18 protein-coding genes are annotated in these 18,092 nt (G+C 56.2%); 3 read left to right on the top strand and 15 right to left on the bottom strand.

The window, feature by feature from the left end; translation table 11 throughout:
* Nucleotides 1-297 precede the first annotated feature (297 nt).
* Nucleotides 298-1,716: an Ig-like domain-containing protein gene (locus ET33_RS02810; RefSeq protein ID WP_036676202.1), complete on the bottom strand. Its 1,419-nt coding sequence runs from the start codon at nucleotides 1,714-1,716 to the stop codon at nucleotides 298-300.
* Nucleotides 1,717-2,406: 690 nt separating this feature from the next.
* Here ET33_RS02810 and ET33_RS02815 point away from each other — a divergent pair.
* A complete protein-coding gene (locus tag ET33_RS02815) occupies nucleotides 2,407-3,123 on the top strand; it encodes a hypothetical protein (RefSeq protein ID WP_036676205.1) in 717 nt (238 codons plus the stop codon).
* 139 nt (nucleotides 3,124-3,262) lie between these two features.
* On the opposite strand, the gene ET33_RS02820 is transcribed toward ET33_RS02815, so the two are convergent.
* The 4 genes from ET33_RS02820 to ET33_RS02835 all read right to left on the bottom strand — a co-directional run bounded on the left by ET33_RS02820 (nucleotide 3,263) and on the right by ET33_RS02835 (nucleotide 7,256).
* The gene (locus tag ET33_RS02820; protein WP_036676207.1) at nucleotides 3,263-4,705 is read right to left on the bottom strand and encodes a nicotinate phosphoribosyltransferase; all 1,443 of its coding nucleotides are present in this window, start codon (nucleotides 4,703-4,705) and stop codon (nucleotides 3,263-3,265) included.
* A 21-nt stretch (nucleotides 4,706-4,726) separates the two neighbouring features.
* The gene (locus tag ET33_RS02825; protein WP_036676208.1) at nucleotides 4,727-5,281 is read right to left on the bottom strand and encodes a cysteine hydrolase family protein; all 555 of its coding nucleotides are present in this window, start codon (nucleotides 5,279-5,281) and stop codon (nucleotides 4,727-4,729) included.
* 95 nt (nucleotides 5,282-5,376) lie between these two features.
* Nucleotides 5,377-6,093 carry a hypothetical protein gene (locus ET33_RS02830; RefSeq protein WP_051775074.1) on the bottom strand — a complete coding sequence of 239 codons (717 nt, stop codon included), beginning with the start codon at nucleotides 6,091-6,093 and terminating at the stop codon, nucleotides 5,377-5,379.
* A gap of 11 nt (nucleotides 6,094-6,104) precedes the next feature.
* Complete coding sequence (locus ET33_RS02835; protein ID WP_051775075.1) at nucleotides 6,105-7,256, bottom strand: nitric oxide synthase oxygenase; 1,152 nt, start codon at nucleotides 7,254-7,256, stop codon at nucleotides 6,105-6,107.
* Nucleotides 7,257-7,519: 263 nt separating this feature from the next.
* Between ET33_RS02835 and ET33_RS02840 the strand changes: the two genes are divergently transcribed.
* A complete protein-coding gene (locus ET33_RS02840; protein WP_036676215.1) occupies nucleotides 7,520-7,846 on the top strand; it encodes a hypothetical protein in 327 nt (108 codons plus the stop codon).
* A 101-nt stretch (nucleotides 7,847-7,947) separates the two neighbouring features.
* On the opposite strand, the gene hrpB is transcribed toward ET33_RS02840, so the two are convergent.
* From hrpB to ET33_RS02875, 7 genes are all read right to left on the bottom strand, one after another.
* Nucleotides 7,948-10,431, bottom strand: a complete 2,484-nt coding sequence (gene hrpB / locus ET33_RS02845) for an ATP-dependent helicase HrpB (RefSeq protein WP_036676217.1) — start codon at nucleotides 10,429-10,431, stop codon at nucleotides 7,948-7,950.
* A gap of 319 nt (nucleotides 10,432-10,750) precedes the next feature.
* Nucleotides 10,751-11,287 carry a chromate transporter gene (locus tag ET33_RS02850; protein ID WP_036676219.1) on the bottom strand — a complete coding sequence of 179 codons (537 nt, stop codon included), beginning with the start codon at nucleotides 11,285-11,287 and terminating at the stop codon, nucleotides 10,751-10,753.
* Nucleotides 11,288-11,302: 15 nt separating this feature from the next.
* Nucleotides 11,303-11,953: a chromate transporter gene (locus ET33_RS02855; protein WP_407668071.1), complete on the bottom strand. Its 651-nt coding sequence runs from the start codon at nucleotides 11,951-11,953 to the stop codon at nucleotides 11,303-11,305.
* Between the two features lie 263 nt (nucleotides 11,954-12,216).
* Nucleotides 12,217-12,615 (bottom strand): YmaF family protein, encoded by a 399-nt coding sequence (locus tag ET33_RS02860; RefSeq protein WP_036676224.1) that lies wholly within the window; start codon nucleotides 12,613-12,615, stop codon nucleotides 12,217-12,219.
* Nucleotides 12,616-12,684: 69 nt separating this feature from the next.
* Nucleotides 12,685-12,903, bottom strand: a complete 219-nt coding sequence (locus tag ET33_RS02865) for a YwbE family protein (RefSeq protein WP_036676226.1) — start codon at nucleotides 12,901-12,903, stop codon at nucleotides 12,685-12,687.
* On the bottom strand, nucleotides 12,900-13,088 hold the full coding sequence (locus ET33_RS02870; RefSeq protein WP_036676228.1) for a hypothetical protein: 189 nt from the start codon (nucleotides 13,086-13,088) through the stop codon (nucleotides 12,900-12,902). The genes ET33_RS02865 and ET33_RS02870 overlap by 4 nt, the downstream gene beginning before the upstream one ends.
* A 201-nt stretch (nucleotides 13,089-13,289) precedes the next feature.
* The gene (locus ET33_RS02875) at nucleotides 13,290-13,637 is read right to left on the bottom strand and encodes a c-type cytochrome (RefSeq protein ID WP_036676230.1); all 348 of its coding nucleotides are present in this window, start codon (nucleotides 13,635-13,637) and stop codon (nucleotides 13,290-13,292) included.
* A gap of 92 nt (nucleotides 13,638-13,729) precedes the next feature.
* On the opposite strand from ET33_RS02875, the gene ET33_RS02880 reads away from it, so the two are divergent.
* Complete coding sequence (locus ET33_RS02880) at nucleotides 13,730-14,158, top strand: FixH family protein (RefSeq protein WP_161783520.1); 429 nt, start codon at nucleotides 13,730-13,732, stop codon at nucleotides 14,156-14,158.
* A gap of 120 nt (nucleotides 14,159-14,278) precedes the next feature.
* Here ET33_RS02880 and ET33_RS02885 read toward each other — a convergent pair whose 3' ends face one another.
* The 3 genes from ET33_RS02885 to ET33_RS02895 all read right to left on the bottom strand — a co-directional run bounded on the left by ET33_RS02885 (nucleotide 14,279) and on the right by ET33_RS02895 (nucleotide 18,086).
* Complete coding sequence (locus tag ET33_RS02885) at nucleotides 14,279-14,965, bottom strand: sulfite exporter TauE/SafE family protein (RefSeq protein ID WP_036676232.1); 687 nt, start codon at nucleotides 14,963-14,965, stop codon at nucleotides 14,279-14,281.
* A gap of 38 nt (nucleotides 14,966-15,003) precedes the next feature.
* Complete coding sequence (locus ET33_RS02890; RefSeq protein ID WP_036676235.1) at nucleotides 15,004-17,226, bottom strand: heavy metal translocating P-type ATPase; 2,223 nt, start codon at nucleotides 17,224-17,226, stop codon at nucleotides 15,004-15,006.
* A gap of 179 nt (nucleotides 17,227-17,405) precedes the next feature.
* Nucleotides 17,406-18,086: a DUF1266 domain-containing protein gene (locus ET33_RS02895; protein WP_081890186.1), complete on the bottom strand. Its 681-nt coding sequence runs from the start codon at nucleotides 18,084-18,086 to the stop codon at nucleotides 17,406-17,408.
* Nucleotides 18,087-18,092 lie beyond the last annotated feature (6 nt).

An 18,092-nucleotide genomic window follows, 5' to 3' on the forward strand; every position in this document is an offset into this window, starting at 1 on the left:
AATCCAATGCAACAAGCTGTATCAAGATTATGTTACATGATAAATGTGTTTTTTAAGTGTAGCTATTATATGAATCACAGCATCAGGGCAAAGTGGCCAGGAGCAAAGTCAATGGACGTACGGAGGTTTACATCCACCTCGCCTACGGATGCTGGAACTTGAGGGACAAGCATTAAAAAAGGAGCCTGATCTTTTTTCAGGCTCCAATCTCGCAAGTCCATCATTTAAAACTCGTTCGCCGCATGAGGGGACAGGCATTCCATTTAAACGCTCGTCTACCTAAACCGATCCGGTGATCTACGGTGCCTGAACGATAATAGGAACCTCATCGCTGATCCCTTTCCCAACCGTTTCCGCTGTAACCGTTAACTGCTCGCCGACGACGAGCTGATACCAATGTAGATCTATGGAAAAGTAACCGTCCGTATCGGAGATCTGGCTATGAAGCGTATCGTCCGGTCGTTTTATTGTTATTTCCGATCCGGGTTCGGCTTTCCCGTTGAGAATCCCGTTTACTGCGTCTACACGACCGATTACCACAGGCGCCTCCGTTTTCCCCACGGTCGGGATGACGGTTACCGGAATCGGGTCACTCTCCTTTTTCCCATCGGCCATGGCCGTTACATGCAGCTTTTCCATAGGGACGGTCCGCAGACTTTTAATAGAATACGAACCGTTAGTTGTCCAATCCCCCACGATAAGAGTTCCGTCTGCTTTTTTCAATTGTACGAAAACGCGCGTATTCGGTTCCGTACTGCCGTTAATCCACGGGCCATTCGAATAAACATTTCCCGACACGGTCGGTACCGAGCTTTTGGGAGAGGGTTGAACAATGGCGTAAACCGGATCACTAACCGTTTTACCATAGGTTACCGCCGTTAATTTCAGCTTTTCTCCCAATGTGTAAGAATCGATGTTCAGGTCTACGGAAAACGCTCCGTCTTCCCGAGATGACGTCACTTGAGACTCCAAGCCGCTGGCTCGTTGGATCGTTACGACGGACCCGGGCTCGGAGCGACCCTTTAACGAGCGCTCATAGACGCCTCCCGCTACGGTAGGAGCCGCCGTTTTTCCTTTTAGCGGCAAGACCGTAACCGTGACCGGGTCGCTTTCCCTTATCCCAGGGCCCACTGCTTCCGCTACCAATTGCAGCTTTTCCCCGGCGGTTATGGGATAGGACGGCTTGACTTGCATCGTATAAAAGCCGGTTTCCGTTGAAGCGCTCCCTACCACGGATCTGGAATTATTTCTCAGTGTAATATATACGAGCTTACCGGGTTCCGTTGTGCCGCTAAGCCACCCGCCGTTAGCGTAGACATTCCCCATGACGGTCGGCTTAGACGTCTGCACCGACGGCAGTACGGGGATATACACGGTATCGCTAACCGTTTTTCCCGGAGCCTGTGCCGAAAGGGCCAATTGCTCCCCGGCTTTGAGTTTCCATGCCCCCCTATAGGTGGCGTGATAGATCATGTACTCGCCGTCCCATTTGGCGGTATCCCACTTGTAGGTCCCGTCCGACCGTTCGAACGTTACTGTAGCATCCGGTTCGGACCAGCCTCTTAAATAGGGGCTATTATCATAGAGATCGCCGTCTATGGTCGGTGTTTTTGTTTTTTCGACACCGGCCGAGGCCGAGAAGGGAAAATTCGTGCTGATTAGCAAGCCTAATATAATCATGACGATAATTTGCCGATGTTGTGCTCTCAACAGCATCGTTCGCTACCTCCCGAATTTTAGCGCGAATCATACATAATAAAACTTATATGGATAATAATACTATAATATTACGAAACGAACCATCGTTTTTTTACGGAATGCAAAAAGGAGCCTGACATGTTTCAGGCTCCAATTTCTCAACTCCATAATGAACTCCCTCCAGCCACTTCTCTCTGCACAGACCGGTGATTTACGGCGCCGGCTGAACGATGAAATGAACCCTCATCACTGATCCCTTTCCCTATCGTTTCCGCCGTAAGCGTTAACCGCTCACCGGCCCTGAGCGAATGATTTCCATTCTGCAATCTTCGGCCAAATCCCGATCTGCCTCCGGCTTGGCTGCCGATTTGTTCAATCCTAGTTTTGTTCCACATTTTTGTTCGTTAGTATGTGGAAGGCGTCGATACCACGTCAGCTCCCCAACATGCACCTGTCAGCCACCGCTTCATCTCTACGTCAATTCCATTCGAAATTATCAACCTAGCTTTAAAACTAGCAAAAAATCATTTTACAAATTAAGTAATTTATACTAAAATACATGTACAGGTAAATAATTACAATAAAAGGAGTTGTTTAGTTCTTAATAAAATCATTAATGACTCGACTCGGCTTAAACCTCTACTATTTCTTATTCTGTCGGGTTCTCGTAATCATCGGACAAATTTTCGTCATTAGGAGGCCAATTGTGTGAGAAAACTGAAGCTCGTATCCGTCTCTTTGTTGTTGATGTCCTTACTTGTCCCCTCAGCATATGCGGAACCATCAAGCATTCCAATGGATCCAAATGTAAGCCCCGCCGCTATTACGAAGAATCAAGCGACGATGTCTAGCGATCCCAGTCAAGAAGTTTGCAGGTATGAGCCTCTTTCGAGTGGAGACCGAATCAAATCATGCGTGGGCCCCTGGGTTTGGAAAACCCTCAACAAAAAAATTGAAAAATACGATTCCCTTCCTCTAACCGATCAACATAAGTTAATTAGCGTAGCGAAAGGTCAAAAACAGAAGCTAGCCCAACCTTTTACGCAGTCCAAAAAAATAACCTCGATTGAACCAAACGTGACTTCGGCTTTTGAGCTTGCGTCCATCTACTCCATCCTAACCGGGAAAAATTCCGATACGATTAGTGAAACTTACGATACTTCCAAAGAATACGATGGTCCTGATCCTTCATCACCTTACAACCCAAGGGAATACTACACTGCGGTCGGTTATGATGAATATAAATTGGATATAACGCTAACCTATTTTTGGTTCATGTCGCTTCAATATTTTGTCCCGATTCTCGGTGTATGGGTAGACAAAAAAATTGAACACAATGAGTTTCACGACGACGCTAATCTGACTCATTATTTAACCATTCAATTGCCAAAAATCGTAACCTACTCTGTTGATGTAAACCGTTAGTAAGAAACAACGAGCGCTAACTTTTTAGCGCTCTTTACTTATGTCTCGCTCCCTCTGCTCTTTCGGGATGAATCAGGCATAAAAAAAGAAGCCTGATATTTTCAGGCTCCGATGAAAAAACGACTGCGTGCTCGCCGTCCTATCCTTTATGTTGGCGGATCAGCTCCATCTTCTGGTCCCAAGCTTTAGGGCTCAGGTCAACGGGATACACTTCCGGATTCAGCTTGCGCAAATATTCCGGCCAGAACAAGGTCAGCTGATTCCGGTGATGCTCGCGGATGATGTCCAGCGTGGGCAGCTCGTACACCTGCTCGCCGTCCGCAAAAATCGGACGAAGCATCGACTGCGCTTCGTATTGCTCCACCGTTTTCGAAATATACGGGTGCACCGGGTCGAACAGCTTCAGCGGCTGGCCCAGCTGCACATCGTCTTCGTCCGTCAGCGCGATATAGTCCGCCATCGCCTTGTTGGTCTCGCGATTGACGATACGGTAGACGTCCTTAATGCCCGGCGTCGTCACTTTTTCCGGATTGCCCGAAATTTTGATGACCGGTACGAAACCGTCCTCTCGCTCGCGGGCCACCAGCTTGTACACGCCGCCCAGCGCGGGCTGGTCAGCTGCCGTAATCAGCTTCGTGCCGACTCCCCAGCTGTCGATTCTCGCCCCTTGGGCTTTCAGGTTGAAAATAATGTTCTCGTCCAAATCGTTCGAAGCGACGATCTTGACATCCTGCAGCCCCGCTTCGTCCAGCATCGCGCGCGCCTTTTTTGACAGATAAGCCAAGTCCCCGCTGTCGAGCCGGATCGCGTTCATCCGTTTGCCCTGGCTTTGCAGCCATTTGGCCGTTTCGATCGCATGCGGCACGCCGCTTTTGATCGTATCGTATGTGTCAACCAGCAGCGTAACCTGGTCGGGTAGCGCGGCCGAGAATTTCTGAAACGCCTCTTCTTCCGAATCATGGTCCTGCACCCAAGCGTGCGCGTGCGTGCCCTTCGTCGGAATGCCGAACATCATGCCCGCTCTCATATTCGACGTGGCGTCGAAGCCGGCGATATAAGTCGCCCGCGCGCCCCATACCGCCGCATCCGCCTCTTGTGCCCGCCGCGTGCCGAATTCCATCAGCACATCGTCCGGGGCGACCTGCCGGATGCGCGACGCTTTGGTCGCGATCAGCGTCTGGTAGTTCATGAAGTTCAAGATCGCCGTTTCCAGCAGTTGCGCTTCAAAGACGCTCGCTTCGACCCGGATCAGCGGCTCATTCGGAAATACCAGCGATCCTTCCTCCACCGACCATAACGAACCGGTAAACCGGAACTGGCGCAGTTTTTCCAGAAAGGCCGGGTCGTAATTCTCCTCCTGCTCCGCCAAGTAGCGGATCGACGCTTCGTCGAATTGTAAGTGCTGAATATACTCGACGATGCGCTGCAGGCCGGCAAACACGGCATATCCGTTGCCGAACGGCAGCTTGCGGAAGTAAGCCTCGAACACCGCCTTGCGGTCCATCGAGCCGTTGAACCAGTGGGCGTACATCATGTTAATTTGATATTTATCCGTATGAAGTGTCAAATTGTCGCAGCTCATCGTAGTTCCCCTCTCGCTTCGTTAGACGTTTTTATCTACAGCACGGACGACTTCGGCGCCCAGTACATTCTGAAAATGAGTCAGTGCCCATTCGTGTCCGGCCGGATTGAAGCTCGCGACCGCGTCCTCATGAACAACGATTTTATACCCCTTATTATAGGCATCCACGGCGGTATGCAGCACGCAAATGTCCGTACAGACGCCGATCAGGTGCACCTCGTCGATGCCGCGGGCCCGCAGCCGCAGCTCCAGATCCGTCCCGCAGAAGGCGCTGTATCTCGTTTTGTCCATCCAATAAATGCGGTCCTGACGCGCCGAATAGACGTCGTGAAGCCGGCCGTACAGCTTGCGGCCTTCCGTACCGCGAATGTTATGCGGCGGAAACAGCTTATGTTCCGGATGATACGCGTCATTTTCCTCATGAAGGTCGACGGCCATGACGACCAGATCGCCCCCTTCGACAAACCGTTCCGTCAATTCGGCGATTCTTTGCTCCAAATCGATCGCCGGCTGCCCGCACGGCAGCTTGCCGGTAACGAAATCGACCGTATAATCGATCACAACGAGAGCTTTCATAAGGGCACCTTCCCTTTCCATACGTCGTCTGTATTAATGTAGACTGGCAACTCTATCTTTTTGATAATGTCATTATGACATATTTAAAATAAATGTCAAGCCCCATTTTCCGAGCCCCATCGCTCCAGCAGCCAAGCCGTCGTATAATCGGCGACGATCTGCAGATTGGTTCGTCCGTCCGGATTCACGAACGGCTCATGGCCGCGAAAATAATCCGGATGCCCGCCCATCAGTGCCAGGTTGATCCGATACGCTGGCGCATGCTTGAAGCGGTCGTACCGTAACCGGTCACGAAGCCCGGAGCCTCCCGTTACCCAGCCGGCCCACGAACCGAGCCGTGCAATCGGATCGCCCCCCTTCACGCCGATGCCGCGTATGTAAAGTGCTCGTTCCCGGCCTGCGGAGCTTACCGGGCATTTCGGCGAGCCGATCTGCACCGTCAGGATACCCGGCAGAGAAAGCGCCGGGCGCAGCAGCTCGGCCGCCTGCACGCCCGCCACTCCGCCTCCGCTGTGCCCGATTAGGACGGGCAAGCCGTCTCCGCAGACGCCGCGGATCGCTTCCGCCGCTCTGCGGCCTCCGATCGAGCGCGCGGCCGCCTGCGGTCTTAGCCGCAGATCCCGGTAGATTTCCAGCATCTGGGCCGCAGTTCTCCGGCTCCAGTCGCCGTAAGGGAACAGCAGCCGGTATTCCGGCCGGAATCCCTTTGCCTCCAGCCTCCGGCACAGCTGCTCTCCGAACGTGTCCATAAAATTCGGCGCCGTCGCCATTCCGGACAATAAGAAAAGCCGCGGTCTGTAAGTAATGGACATAAAACCGCTCCTCAGCCTCTGGCCAGCAAGTCGGCCGATGGGTCTGCCTGTGCCCCGGCTTCATCGGCGTCTATGATGTCGTACGGGCAAGCTTGACGGAAATAATTCGGCTTGACGATGCGATCGTCGTAGGACCGGTGGAAAATATGCGTCGCCGCCGGCGACACCGGAGGAATCAGCCAAGTCCAATCTCCGGTTAACGGGCGGCCGCTTCGTTCTTCCTGCTGCTCGAACCGCCGGAACTGCTCCGCCGCCGTATGATGATCTATGATGCTGACCCCTGCCGCCTTAAAGGAATGAAGAACCGCCGTATTCAGCTCGACCAGCGCTCTGTCCTTCCACAGGGACACGTTGGTCGACGTATCCAGCTTCAGCAGCTCGGCCACCTTCGGCAGCATATGATAACGGTCCGGATCGGCCAAATTGCGCGCGCCAATTTCCGTTCCCATGTACCAGCCATTGAACGGCGCCGCCGTATACCGGATGCCGCCAATATCCAACATCATGTCGGAAATAAACGGAACGGCATACCATTTGAGCCCCAGCCCGGCGAACGAATCGTATTCCGGGTGTTGAATGGGTACCTCAAGCACCAAATGTTCAGGAATCGGATACCACCGGGGCTGCCGCCCGTTCACTTGGATAACCAGCGGCAGCACGTCAAACGGTGTGCCCGCTCCCCTCCAGCCCAAGCTCATGCAAGCCTTCGTGAACCGGACGGAGGCCGGATCGCCGACGATCCCGCTCCCGGTTTCATACCCGGCATAGCGGATCAACTGATGGTTCCAGATGCGGATACGCCGCTCGTCCGTTTCTGCGGCAAACACCGTGATCGACGGCCTGATCATGCCGCTGTTGGTCCCATAGGCGATATGGCGGAATATCGCTTGCGCGATGTCGTCTTCCCGCTCCAGCCCTCTCTCGTCAAACACGTTTAGCGACGGCCAAAATAACCTGCCGATGCAGCGGTTGCTGTTTCGCCAAGCCATTCTCGCGCCATGCGCAAGCTCCTCATAGGTAAGCTCGTAAGTTCCGCGCCGGGAAAGCTCTTCCCGAACCTCCGCAAGCCGCCGATGCGTTTCCTCGCCGTTTTTGCCCAACTCTTCATAGCACGCCGTTACAAACGCCACCGCTTCTTCTAGTATCGCTTGATTCGTCACCATGTCTATCCTCTTCCGCTGCATTTTTTCCCTCATTATAACCCAGCCCTTTGAAAAAAGCTCGCCGCCCGCCTGCCCAAGCCGCCATTTTTCCGGTTTTGCGTGTCATTCCGTGTCGAATCTGTGGCAAAAGCCGGATTGCTCCCATCCGCCCGGTCTCCCCGACTAAAGTCCAGCTTCCGTACCGCCTTCGGTCTGTTTTACCGGACATCCAATTCGTATACAATAGAGACAAGATCTAAACGAACGAAAGACGGGTGACGACGATGAACTTGAAATGGAACATACAGACGATAGGCGGCTTCGTCCTGATGGGGATCGGCATTATCGGATTGATCGGTTGGGGCGGCATCAGCGGATTATTCGGATATATTTTTGCTCTAGCGATGATCGCCTTCGGCTACTGGCTGTGGAGAACGGCGGACACGACGCTCAAGCGCGTGTGCAGCGGCTTGGTCATGCTCGCGGGCGCGGCACTTATTATCTTCTGGCTGCCGAAGTTCATCAGCCTAATCTTGGCCGGAGCCATCATCTATTTCGGCTGGATTCTTGTGAGAATCGGCCAGTCCCAAGGATATCGGAATTGGAAATAAAACGGCGAAAGAGGCGGCCCATGTCTCCCTTCCCGCCCGGCAGGATAGCCGGATGGGGCGGACATGGTACTGCCTCTTTTGTTTTGTCCTTCTAAAGCGAATTATACTCGCGGCTTGGCACGGTTCGTCGGCAAAGCCGTGAGCGGATCGTCCGGCCATACGTGCTTCGGATAGCGACCCTTCAAATCCTTCTTCACTTCAAAATAGGCATCCTGCCAAAAGCTCGCCAAATCGCGCGTGACCTGTACCGGCCGATGTGCCGGGGAAAGCAAATGCAGCAGCAGCGGCACCTTGCCGCCCCCGATGCGTGGCGTTTCCCGCAGGCCGAACAGCTCCTGGAGCCTCACGGCCAGCACCGGCGACGCCGGATCGCTGTAATCGACCGGGATGCGCGAGCCGCTCGGCACCGTAATGTGCGTCGGCACGAAGTCGTCGAGCTGCTGGCGCTGCGGCCACGGAAGCATGCCGTCCAGAATCGCGGCCATCGAGAGCCGCTGCAGGTCATCCCGGCTTTTGAGTCCGTACAGATGCGGGCCGAGCCAATCCTCCAGCCCCGCGAGCAGCGCCTCGTCGGAAACATCGGGCCAAGCCGGGTCCACCCGGTGCATAAAGCCGATGCGCTCGCGCAGCTGCTTTGCCGCCTTGGTCCACGGCAGAATGGACAAGCCTTCGGCTGCGATGCCCTCAAGCAGCGCGTTTAGCACCTGCTCCGGGTCCGGGGCTCCCACCGGCGCCTCCCGCAAGGTAAGCGCGCCGAGCTTCTCCCGCTTGCGGGTACGAACCGCTTGAGCCGCCCGGTCCCACGCGACTGCGGTTTCCGTTTCGATGTCGTCCGCAAACACCTGGTACAGCTGCTCCTCTGAGATCGGAGCCGCCAGATCGATACGGCCGTCCGCCCCTTGATCATCCAACTCCGCTACGACCAAATATTTCTCGCCGTAGAGCGGCTGAGGACCCGAAAACGAACCTCCTCTGCCTCCGCTCAGCAGGAAGCGCCCGCTTCCTTTATTTTGCGCGATCCGGTCGGGATAGGCGAAAGCAAGCAGCATTCCGCAGGCGTTCACTTCGTCTCTTTGCTCAAGCGGCACACCCAGCGTGCGCTTCCCCTGCTCGGCCTCCGCCCCGATTCGGCGGCGGGCCGCAGGATCTGCCGCCTGCGCGGCGCCCGCTCCACGAAGCGCCTCCACGCGCAGCCGCAGGTCCGCATTGGGCGAGTCCGGCCGGGAACGCAGCAGGTCCCGGTCACTTAGCAGCGCAGCCAGCTCGCAGGCCAGCCCGCCAAGCCCGAGCGGCACCGCCCGCAGCATCATGTGCGCGAGCCGGGGCGATACGCCGAGCTCGGCCATGCGCCGGCCGTGCGGGGTAATCGCTCCGTCGTCTCCCAGTGCGCCGAGCTGCTTCAGAAGCACGACCGCCTGACCATAGGCGGCTGCAGGCGGCGGCGTCAGCCAAGCGAGCCGCGCTGGATCGGCGACGCCCCAAGCGGCAAGCTCAAGCGCCAGAGCGGCCAGATCCGCTTCCATGATCTCGGGCACCCGGTGAGGCGCCAGCCGGCGGTCCTCCTGCGCCGTCCAGAGCCGGTAGCACACACCGGGAGCCGTACGTCCGGCACGCCCGCGGCGCTGGTCCGCCGAATCCCGCGAGACGATAACCGTCTCCAGCCGCGTCATGCCTGTCCGGGGCGAGAACCGCGGCACGCGCATCCGGCCGCCGTCGACGACGATGCGCACCCCTTCTACGGTTAAGCTCGATTCGGCGATAGAGGTGGCGAGCACCACCTTGCGCTGCCCCGGCAAGCTCGGTGCAATGGCCGCGTCCTGCTCCCCTTGAGCAAGCTGCCCGTACAGCGGAGCGATCCGCACCTGCGGACCGAGTCCTGCTTCAAGCAGCAGCCGTTCCACGCGCCGAATTTCTCCTGCCCCGGGCAAAAAAGCCAACAGATCCCCTTCTTCGGCTGCCAGCGCCTGACGGATGCACGCAGCCACCGCCGGTTCCAGCTTCCCTTCCACAGGCTTGCTTAGATACCGCGTCTCCACGGGATAGCTGCGGCCCTCGCTGACCACAACCGGTGCATCGCTCATCAGCGCGGCGACCGGAGCCGCGTCCAGTGTAGCCGACATGACCAGGATACGCAGGTCGTCCCGCAGCACCGTTTGCGACTCCAGCGCAAACGCCAAGCCCAGATCCGCGTGCAAGCTTCGTTCATGGAATTCGTCAAAAATAACAACGGCCACGTCCTCAAGCGCAGGATCGGCCTGCAGCAGGCGTGTAAGCACGCCTTCCGTGATGACTTCGATGCGCGTTTTCGGTCCGACCTTCGTATCCAACCGGACCCGGTAACCCACCGTTTCGCCGACCTGTTCTCCGAGCCGGGACGCCATGTACCGGGCAGCGGCTCTCGCAGCCAGTCGGCGCGGCTCCAGCATAATAATTTTGCGTCCGGCCACCCACGGCTCTTCCAGCAGCGCAAGCGGTACGCGGGTCGTCTTGCCCGCGCCGGGCGGCGCTACCAGCACGGCATTCGTATGCTTGTCCAACTTCTCCTTCAACTGCGTTAAAACGCGATCTATCGGCAGTTCTCCCATGTTCGTTCACTCCAACTTACGGCAAATTCGGTTTTTATTGTACCACAACCGCACAAAGAAAGCCCCATAACGGGGCTGAGAGTGTTGAGAAAGTAGTCGATTGAGGTAATAGAGGTTACGAGGAAGTGGGGTATCTACTTCCGGTCACTCTTGTCTGCAGGAAATTTTCATTGGAATCTGCTTAGAAGCGGATATTTCCCGCAGACAAAGGCGAACGCTATCGCTCCTCCAGTAGATACCCCACCTCCGTATGTTTCTCTATTCCGGTCAATCAACACTCTGAGCCCCATAACGGGGCTGAGCCTGTACGATTCTGGATTTATTGAAAGAAAGCAATCCCCAGAACGCCCGAGAGGACGATCACCGCAAGCGGATGCAGGCGGTATTTGATCAGTGCGCCGAGACATACCGCCAAAATAATCATCATCCCGACCGTATGCCAGCTCATCCAATCGGCTCCGCTTCCCGGCAAGCTGAAGTGAATCGCCGCATAGACGATCATCCCGGTCACCACCGGCTTCAGCCCGTAGAACGTCGCTTTGACCCACGGCCGCTGCTGCATCCGGAAAAAGAATGCGGCGATGAGCACAATAATCGCCAGCGACGGCAGTACCATGCCAAGCGTCGACAGGATCGCTCCGGGAACGCCGGCGGCTTCGTAGCCGATCAAGGTGGCGCTGTTCGTCGCAATCGGTCCCGGAGCCATCCCCGCCAACGCGACGGTATCCGTAAACCGCCGCTCCTCCATCCAGCCGTGGAGCAGCACTTCATGCCGAATCAGCGGAATCATCGCATATCCTCCGCCGAACGAGACAAGACCGATTTTAAGAAATACCGCAAACAAGCTCCATAGCATCACCGTCACCCCGTTCTAAATCCCGTCTGCAATAAAGTAATCCGCATATTTATAGCCATTTCCGGCCGCCGGAGCTTCCTCGTCCTTAGGTTCGAACGCGCGATAGCCGAGTTTTCGCTTCATGCGGACGAGCAAATGCCCGATCACGAGTCCGATCAAAATAACAAGCATTGGATGCACATGAAAAACAAGCAGGAGCACGACCGTAAAAGCCGCCGTAGCCAGCGTCGTACGGTCCACAACGGAGCTTTTCCCCATGTTATACGCCGAAATGATGATCAAGGCGGCGATCGCCGCTTGAATGCCTTGAAAGGCCGCAGCCACTTTCGGCAGGTCATAGATCTCTCGAAACACAAGACTTAGCAAAAATACGATCAAAAAAGCCGGCAGCGTCATTCCGCCGACCGCCACCGCGGCTCCCGGCACCCCAGCCAGCCGGTAACCGATGAACGCCGCCGCATTGACGCCTACACCGCCCGGAGCCGATCCGGCTATCGACAAGACGCCGCTCATCTCGTCAGGTTCGATCCAGCGCCGTTTGCCGACGACTTCCCGTTCCATTACGGGGATCATCGCGTAGCCGCCGCCGAACGTGACCGGACTGATTTTGCAGAAAGTCCAAAAGATCGACCCCAACGGCCTCAATTTCCTCAGCCATGATTTCATCTTGCTCCCCCCGTTCCCCGTTGTCCTTTTAAGTATACCTCACTTTAATTCATTTTGAAATAATGTTTTCATCCATATTCCTCATCAATCCACAAAGTAAATGAAAGAGACCTATTGAATGGGCCGGACTTTACCGAAAATCCCTCAGTTTCAATCACAATGGAATTATGTTTATAATGTCGATCCGAATACATTGAATTTCTGAGCAAACAAGACCAACAAAAAAAGACCCGGATCGTCCCGATCCGCGTCAGAAAAATAACTCACCAGCCCGGAGGCTCGTAACCGATCCCCGTTCCCGTTCGTCCGGCAAACTTGTGCGTGTGCCTTTTGATCGATAGCACGGTCTTGTAATAGTTTTGCTTAAACTCGAACGGCTCGTCGTTCGTCAGCCCGTCGATCTCATGATAATGGGAGCCGTCCGGCAGCGTAATCGGCGGTCCTGTCATCCCGATGAGACGGTGAAAGTGGCCCATAGCCAGTTTCGTATGCCCCTGATATCTGTGCACGTGCCCGTCCGTTCCGTCTCCGTTCACGGCATAGACGAACATCTCGACTCCATGGAAATGCCCCAGCGCCACGGAGGTCCAGCCAATGAACGCGTGGGCATGCGCCGGCGGCTGTGGAACGTACGGTACCGGCGGAAGCGGACAAACAGACATAAAAGCGCTCTCCCCTTCGCTTTTTTATCGCAGACGCTACAGGATACGCAGGGAGAGGCACGATTATTTCTATTCCGGCTTTGCGGTTGCCGGAGTGACGATTTCCTTGACCCGGCCGACTTGTCCGTCCGTCAAACGCACCTTGATGCCGTGCGGATGCGTCGCCGAATTCGTCAGCAGATCCTTCACGATGCCGCGCGTCAGCTTTCCCGTCCGCTGATCCTGCTTCAGGACGATGAGCACCTCGGCACCCGGAAGAACGTTCGCTCGCTTGCGTCCGTCGCTCATCCGTACTGCTCCGGCAGCTCAAGCCAGCCCTGAAAAATAGCGTAATAGAAGACGAATGCGCTTACGAGGCCCAGAATCGTAAAGCTGATGGCAAGTCCCTTTTTTTTCTGAAACAGCCACACGAAAGCCAAGCTGAAAAACGTGCCCATTACAAGCAAGCAAACGATCAAAATGATAGTTGCCATAGCTTCTGTTCAAACCCCTTTCGAACCAACAGTATAGTTTAACCGTTTGCTTACCAAAATACCACAATTTCCAACGGAAAAACACTCCGCTGCTGCGATAACCTTGACAATTTCATGAAACGGCCGCTGCTATACCGCCTACTCTCCTCCAGGCTAGCCAGAAAAAGAGAGACGCCCGCTCGGCGGGACGCCTCTCTTCGTTTATTTTTTGGCGGACAACCATTCTGTCAATGCCTGAATCTCAGGCTCCTTCAACGTGCTTTTGTAGGAAGGCATTCCTCCGCCTCCGTTCTGAATCTTGGCCGTAATTTGTTCTTGGCTCAGCTTGACCCCCGTCTTTTGAAGATTGGGCCCGACTTTGCCCGAGAGGTCGGCCCCGTGACAGGAGACACAGTTCGCCTTGTAAATCGCCTCCGCGTTAGACGCTTCGCCGGCTGCCGATTTGGAGGGGGCGTTCGCCGGCGCACCGCTTTTGCCCCCGCCGCAAGCCGTTGTAAGTCCGGCTAACAACAGCAATCCGACCGCCAATGGGATCCAGGCTCGCTTCATGACCATTACCACCTTTGTTTTGAGGAATATTGGAGCTTGACCCGGGATACATATGAAACGATATGACCCGGAAAGGCAGGGATACGGCCGCTATGCCCAACACCGCTTGGCTTCGCCTCTTCGGCCTCGGCGCCATGATCGTCCTGGGGACTTGGTTCGGCTTCCGGCAATTCGCCGCCACCTCCCCGCAGTTCCCGCCGGTCTCGGATTTTATGGTAGAAGGCTACCGCATTCAAGTGTCGCTTCACCCAAGCCCGGCCACAGCGCTGAAGCCCGCCACGTTTACCGTCACGCTTCGCGACGCGGCGGGCCGGCCGGTGAGCGGCGCGACCGGGGCCGCCACCATCTCGATGCCGCAAATGCTATGCGGCGCGAGCCCCTTTACCCTGACGGAAACGGAGGCAGGCCGGTACGTTGGCGAAGGCATTCCGCTCATGGCGGGCTCGTCCGTTGCCGACGTGTCAATGACAGCCGGAGACAAATCGCTCCGGGTCCGGTTTCCTTTTGCCGCCGTCCGCTAATTTCCGGTTTTTCCCTTGCCTGCTTTCACTGTATCGGATCGTCCGGCGCCTGCCTATGACTCCCCCGGGCTATTTTTCACTTCATTTATGACGGTTTTGAGGACAATCCCTTACAATTTATCACCAAAGCCAGGGATGAACACTGGGAATCCATCCGGCCGCAGCCAAGCCCCGCAGTACGGACAGCACTCCGATCCAGACGGCTACGAATTGGCCGGCCATGGCGGCCTTGCTCCGCAGCCGTTTGTTCAATTTGCCCGCAAACAGCCCGACGGAAACCAGCGCAGGCACAGTGCCCAGACCGAACAGCAGCATAAGCAGCAAGCCATGCAGCGGACTTGCGCTCGCCGCCGCATTCATTTCCATCGCATAGGTCAATCCACAGGGAAGGAATCCGAGCAGCAGACCGCTTACGACCGCGGCTCCGGCCTCCTCAGCCGTCCGGTACCGCGCCGTGAGCCGCCGGACAAGCGGCAGCCGATGCGGGTCCAGCCTATGCAGCGGGAGGGCGGTACGCCGCAAAGCCCACAGCAAAATAAGACAGCCGCCCAATAAGCTCGCTGTCCCCTGCACATTCGCCAGCTTCCCCGCGCCATCAACGAACGAGCCGATCGCGCCCATAAACGCCCCGAGCGCGGCGTAAGTAACAACCCGGCCGGCATTGTAAGCCAGAACCGAGCGCAGCGGACTCGCCTTCGCTTGCAGCGCAAAGCCGGAGACGGTCGCGCCGCACATCCCAATGCAGTGCGGCGCGCCAAGCAATCCGGCAAGCCAAGCCAGCGTGAGATCATGAACGCCGATCGCCATCTTCTCTTCCCCGCCTTCTTCGCTTGGAATGAAGGGAATTACACCCGTTTCAGCCGAAGTGCGTTAATAATGACCGTCAAAGAGCTTAAAGCCATAGCCGTACAGGCCATCCACGGCGCCAAGTGGCCGCTTAAGGCAGCAGGGATCGCCAAAGCATTATAGCAAAAAGATAACGCCATATTTTGGTAAATATTTGCCATCGTCTTTCGACTGATCCTCACGGCGTCGGCCATAGCTTTCAAGTCGCTTTTTAACAAGTGCACATCGGCGGCTGCCTTGGCCACATCCGTTCCGTTACCGACGGCTACGCCGATATCTGCGGCTGCGAGCGCCGGCGCATCGTTTACGCCGTCGCCGACCATGGTTACCCGCTTCCCTTGGCTCTGCAGCCGTCGGACGAGCCCGAGCTTCTGGTCCGGAAGCATATCCGCATAATACCGAACATTCCCAAGCCGTTCCGCAACCGCTTTAGCCGCTGCATCATGATCTCCGGTCACCAGCCGGATGTCCATTCCCTGCTTTTTGAGCTGCCGCAGCGCCGGTGCCGCCGTCGGCCGAACCGTATCGGCGAGAGCGACGACCCCGGCCGGAAGGCCGTCCACCGCCACATAGATCAACTGCTTCCCCTGGCTGCGCAGCGGGCCGGCAGCCTTTTCCGTTTCCGAAAAAGGGACGCCCTGCTCCTCCAGCCAACGCCGAGTCCCTGCGACGATCCCGCGTCCGTGCACCTCCGCCCGAACCCCGCAACCGGGAACGGCCAAGAAGCTGCCGCAGTCGGGCACCCGCAATCCCCGCCTCTCGGCCTCATCGACAACCGCGCGTGAGAGCGGATGCTCGGAGAGCTGTTCCGCGCCCGCAAGCTTGCTTAGCAGCGTGGCCTGCGTTTCGCCTTCAGCGGCAATCACATCGGTCACCTTGGGTGTCCCGAACGTCACCGTCCCCGTTTTATCGAACAGAAGAATGTCCGTTTGATGAAGCCGCTCCAGTGCGGCTCCTTCCATGTAAACGATGCCCTTCTGAGCCGCACGGCCCGATGCGACCAGAATGGATACCGGCGTCGCCAGTCCCAAGGCGCATGGACAAGCAATCAGCAGCACGGCAATCGCCTTCTCCAAAGCCCCGCCTGCAACACCCGGCTCGCCTAATCCGTACCAGTACAAAAAGGTACACACAGCCGTAGCGGCAATGACCGGAACAAACACCGCAGCAATTTTGTCGGCGACGCGCTGAATCGGCGCTTTCGCATTCTGCGCTTCCTCCACCATCCGAATCATCCGGGCTATCGTGCTTTGACCGGTCGTGCGCAGGACACGGATTTCCAGCACGCCGGAGCTGTTCAAGGTTCCGCCGATGACGCGGTCTCCTTTTCGCTTCTTAACCGGCATGCTTTCCCCGGTGATTAGCGATTCGTCCACCGCGGATATCCCTTGCGCGACGATGCCGTCGAGAGGCACCCGCTCGCCGGGACGGACGCGGAGCAGGTCGCCCTCCTTCAGCGTGTCCACCGGGACCCGGCGTTCGCCATCCGGGGTCAGCCTACAGGCCGTGTCCGTCTGCATCGCATAAAGCTGCGAGAGACTATCCGCCGTGCGCTTCCGGGCGGACGCTTCGATCCATCGGCCAAGCCATACGATCGTAATAATCATGGTGCTCGTATCAAAATAGAACGGGCTATGGTGCCCGTTCCCCATCATGACCTGCCCAGGATGAAACAACATATAATGACTATAAAAAAAGGCGGTTGACGTGCCCAGAACAATCAGCACATCCATATTCGCGCTTCCGTTTTTCAAAGCTTCGTAGGCCCGAATGTAAAAAGGGAGACCGAAACCGAACTGCACCGGAACGGCAAGCGCAAGCTGAAACCATGGGTTCGCCAGCAGCTCAGGCACCCAGGGCGAGGAAGAGGCCGCATGATGCGGGATCATCGCCCAGAAGAAAGGCAGCGTAAAAGCAAGCGAAAGCAGGAACATTGCCCGGCTGCGACGAATTTCCTCACCGCTATTGGCGGTTGATTTCCCATCGTCCGAATTCAGCGGACGGACGCCATATCCAAGCTGCGCGATCCGGGCTTCGATCTGCTCTGTCCGCACCCGCTTCGCATCCAGCAAGACGACCGCACGCTCCAAAGCAACATTGACGCTGACCTCCGCCACGCCTTCCATTTTGCCGACCGCCTTCTCGATGCGCGCGGCGCAAGCTGCACACGTCATACCGGTAACATGCAGCGTAATCCGGCTCAAATCCGCTTGTCCACTCATTCGCGTCTCACTCCATTCCGATCGGGGCTCCAGCAGCCGGTCATCGTTAAACTATATGGACGAGCGGCGATTTTCATGACAAAGAAACGCGGCTGCTCCCCAATGAAAAGAAACGGAGAGCAGCCGCGCTGAATCGTTTTTGAACCTTATAAATCGATCTTTATCCTTAGGTCGAGCACCTACCTCAAGTTGACCTGACTCAAAGGACTTTCCGGTGCCGAAAGCAGCTTCACGAAAAAATCCTTGTATCTTTTCACATGGTCTAAGGAAGAGGAAGCTTGATGAAAGTCGGCGCCTGCCGCAAAACCAATGATATAGTCCTTCCAGCTTGCATAAGCGATACGGGCATGTCTGACGCACATAGCGACGATTCTCCATTGGTCCTCTTCGGACAAATAGCCGCGACGATGACCGGCACAGCACAAATAGACGCACCAAGAATAGTCGAATGCCGCAATCCCCTTTGCGGGCAAACGCGTTAAATAATAGGCCGCGACGTGCAGCTTGCCCGTATGGGCTTCACCTGAAGGGAGCGACTTCAAATAGCCGCTTTGTTCCGTGTCGGCAAGCCCCGCTAACAGCATTCGGCAATCTTCGAACTCTTTCCGCACCCCGGTTTCGAACAGCCACTGAAGCTCGGTTTTCAATGCGGCGGAATCTTCAACATCCCACAGCTCTAACGCGCTTTGAAGACGCCGCTTGTTTTCGAACACTGTCTGCATATTTTTGGCCAGCGAGAAAGCCATTTGCCCTTTCATGCATAAGGAAGACATGGCGTGACCATACAGCGCCAATTGAGCGCGAACTTCGGGATCGTAATAATCCATGACGAAGCGAACGGGCCTCCTTTCTTTTCTCATACTGGG

Origin of the sequence: Paenibacillus tyrphae, assembly GCF_000722545.1 — a bacterium.
Taxonomy (GTDB): Bacteria; Bacillota; Bacilli; order Paenibacillales; family NBRC-103111; genus Paenibacillus_G; species Paenibacillus_G tyrfis.

Bases quoted from the DNA above. Each gene is read 5' to 3' on its own strand.
- ET33_RS02810 (WP_036676202.1), bottom strand. From the start codon at position 1,716: ATGCTGTTGAGAGCACAACATCGGCAAATTATCGTCATGATTATATTA.
- ET33_RS02820 (WP_036676207.1), bottom strand. From the start codon at position 4,705: ATGAGCTGCGACAATTTGACACTTCATACGGATAAATATCAAATTAAC.
- ET33_RS02825 (WP_036676208.1), bottom strand. From the start codon at position 5,281: ATGAAAGCTCTCGTTGTGATCGATTATACGGTCGATTTCGTTACCGGC.
- ET33_RS02830 (WP_051775074.1), bottom strand. From the start codon at position 6,093: ATGTCCATTACTTACAGACCGCGGCTTTTCTTATTGTCCGGAATGGCG.
- ET33_RS02835 (WP_051775075.1), bottom strand. From the start codon at position 7,256: ATGGTGACGAATCAAGCGATACTAGAAGAAGCGGTGGCGTTTGTAACG.
- ET33_RS02840 (WP_036676215.1), top strand. From the start codon at position 7,520: ATGAACTTGAAATGGAACATACAGACGATAGGCGGCTTCGTCCTGATG.
- hrpB (WP_036676217.1), bottom strand. From the start codon at position 10,431: ATGGGAGAACTGCCGATAGATCGCGTTTTAACGCAGTTGAAGGAGAAG.
- ET33_RS02850 (WP_036676219.1), bottom strand. From the start codon at position 11,287: ATGCTATGGAGCTTGTTTGCGGTATTTCTTAAAATCGGTCTTGTCTCG.
- ET33_RS02855 (WP_407668071.1), bottom strand. From the start codon at position 11,953: ATGAAATCATGGCTGAGGAAATTGAGGCCGTTGGGGTCGATCTTTTGG.
- ET33_RS02860 (WP_036676224.1), bottom strand. From the start codon at position 12,615: ATGTCTGTTTGTCCGCTTCCGCCGGTACCGTACGTTCCACAGCCGCCG.
- ET33_RS02865 (WP_036676226.1), bottom strand. From the start codon at position 12,903: ATGAGCGACGGACGCAAGCGAGCGAACGTTCTTCCGGGTGCCGAGGTG.
- ET33_RS02870 (WP_036676228.1), bottom strand. From the start codon at position 13,088: ATGGCAACTATCATTTTGATCGTTTGCTTGCTTGTAATGGGCACGTTT.
- ET33_RS02875 (WP_036676230.1), bottom strand. From the start codon at position 13,637: ATGAAGCGAGCCTGGATCCCATTGGCGGTCGGATTGCTGTTGTTAGCC.
- ET33_RS02880 (WP_161783520.1), top strand. From the start codon at position 13,730: ATGCCCAACACCGCTTGGCTTCGCCTCTTCGGCCTCGGCGCCATGATC.
- ET33_RS02885 (WP_036676232.1), bottom strand. From the start codon at position 14,965: ATGGCGATCGGCGTTCATGATCTCACGCTGGCTTGGCTTGCCGGATTG.
- ET33_RS02890 (WP_036676235.1), bottom strand. From the start codon at position 17,226: ATGAGTGGACAAGCGGATTTGAGCCGGATTACGCTGCATGTTACCGGT.
- ET33_RS02895 (WP_081890186.1), bottom strand. From the start codon at position 18,086: ATGAGAAAAGAAAGGAGGCCCGTTCGCTTCGTCATGGATTATTACGAT.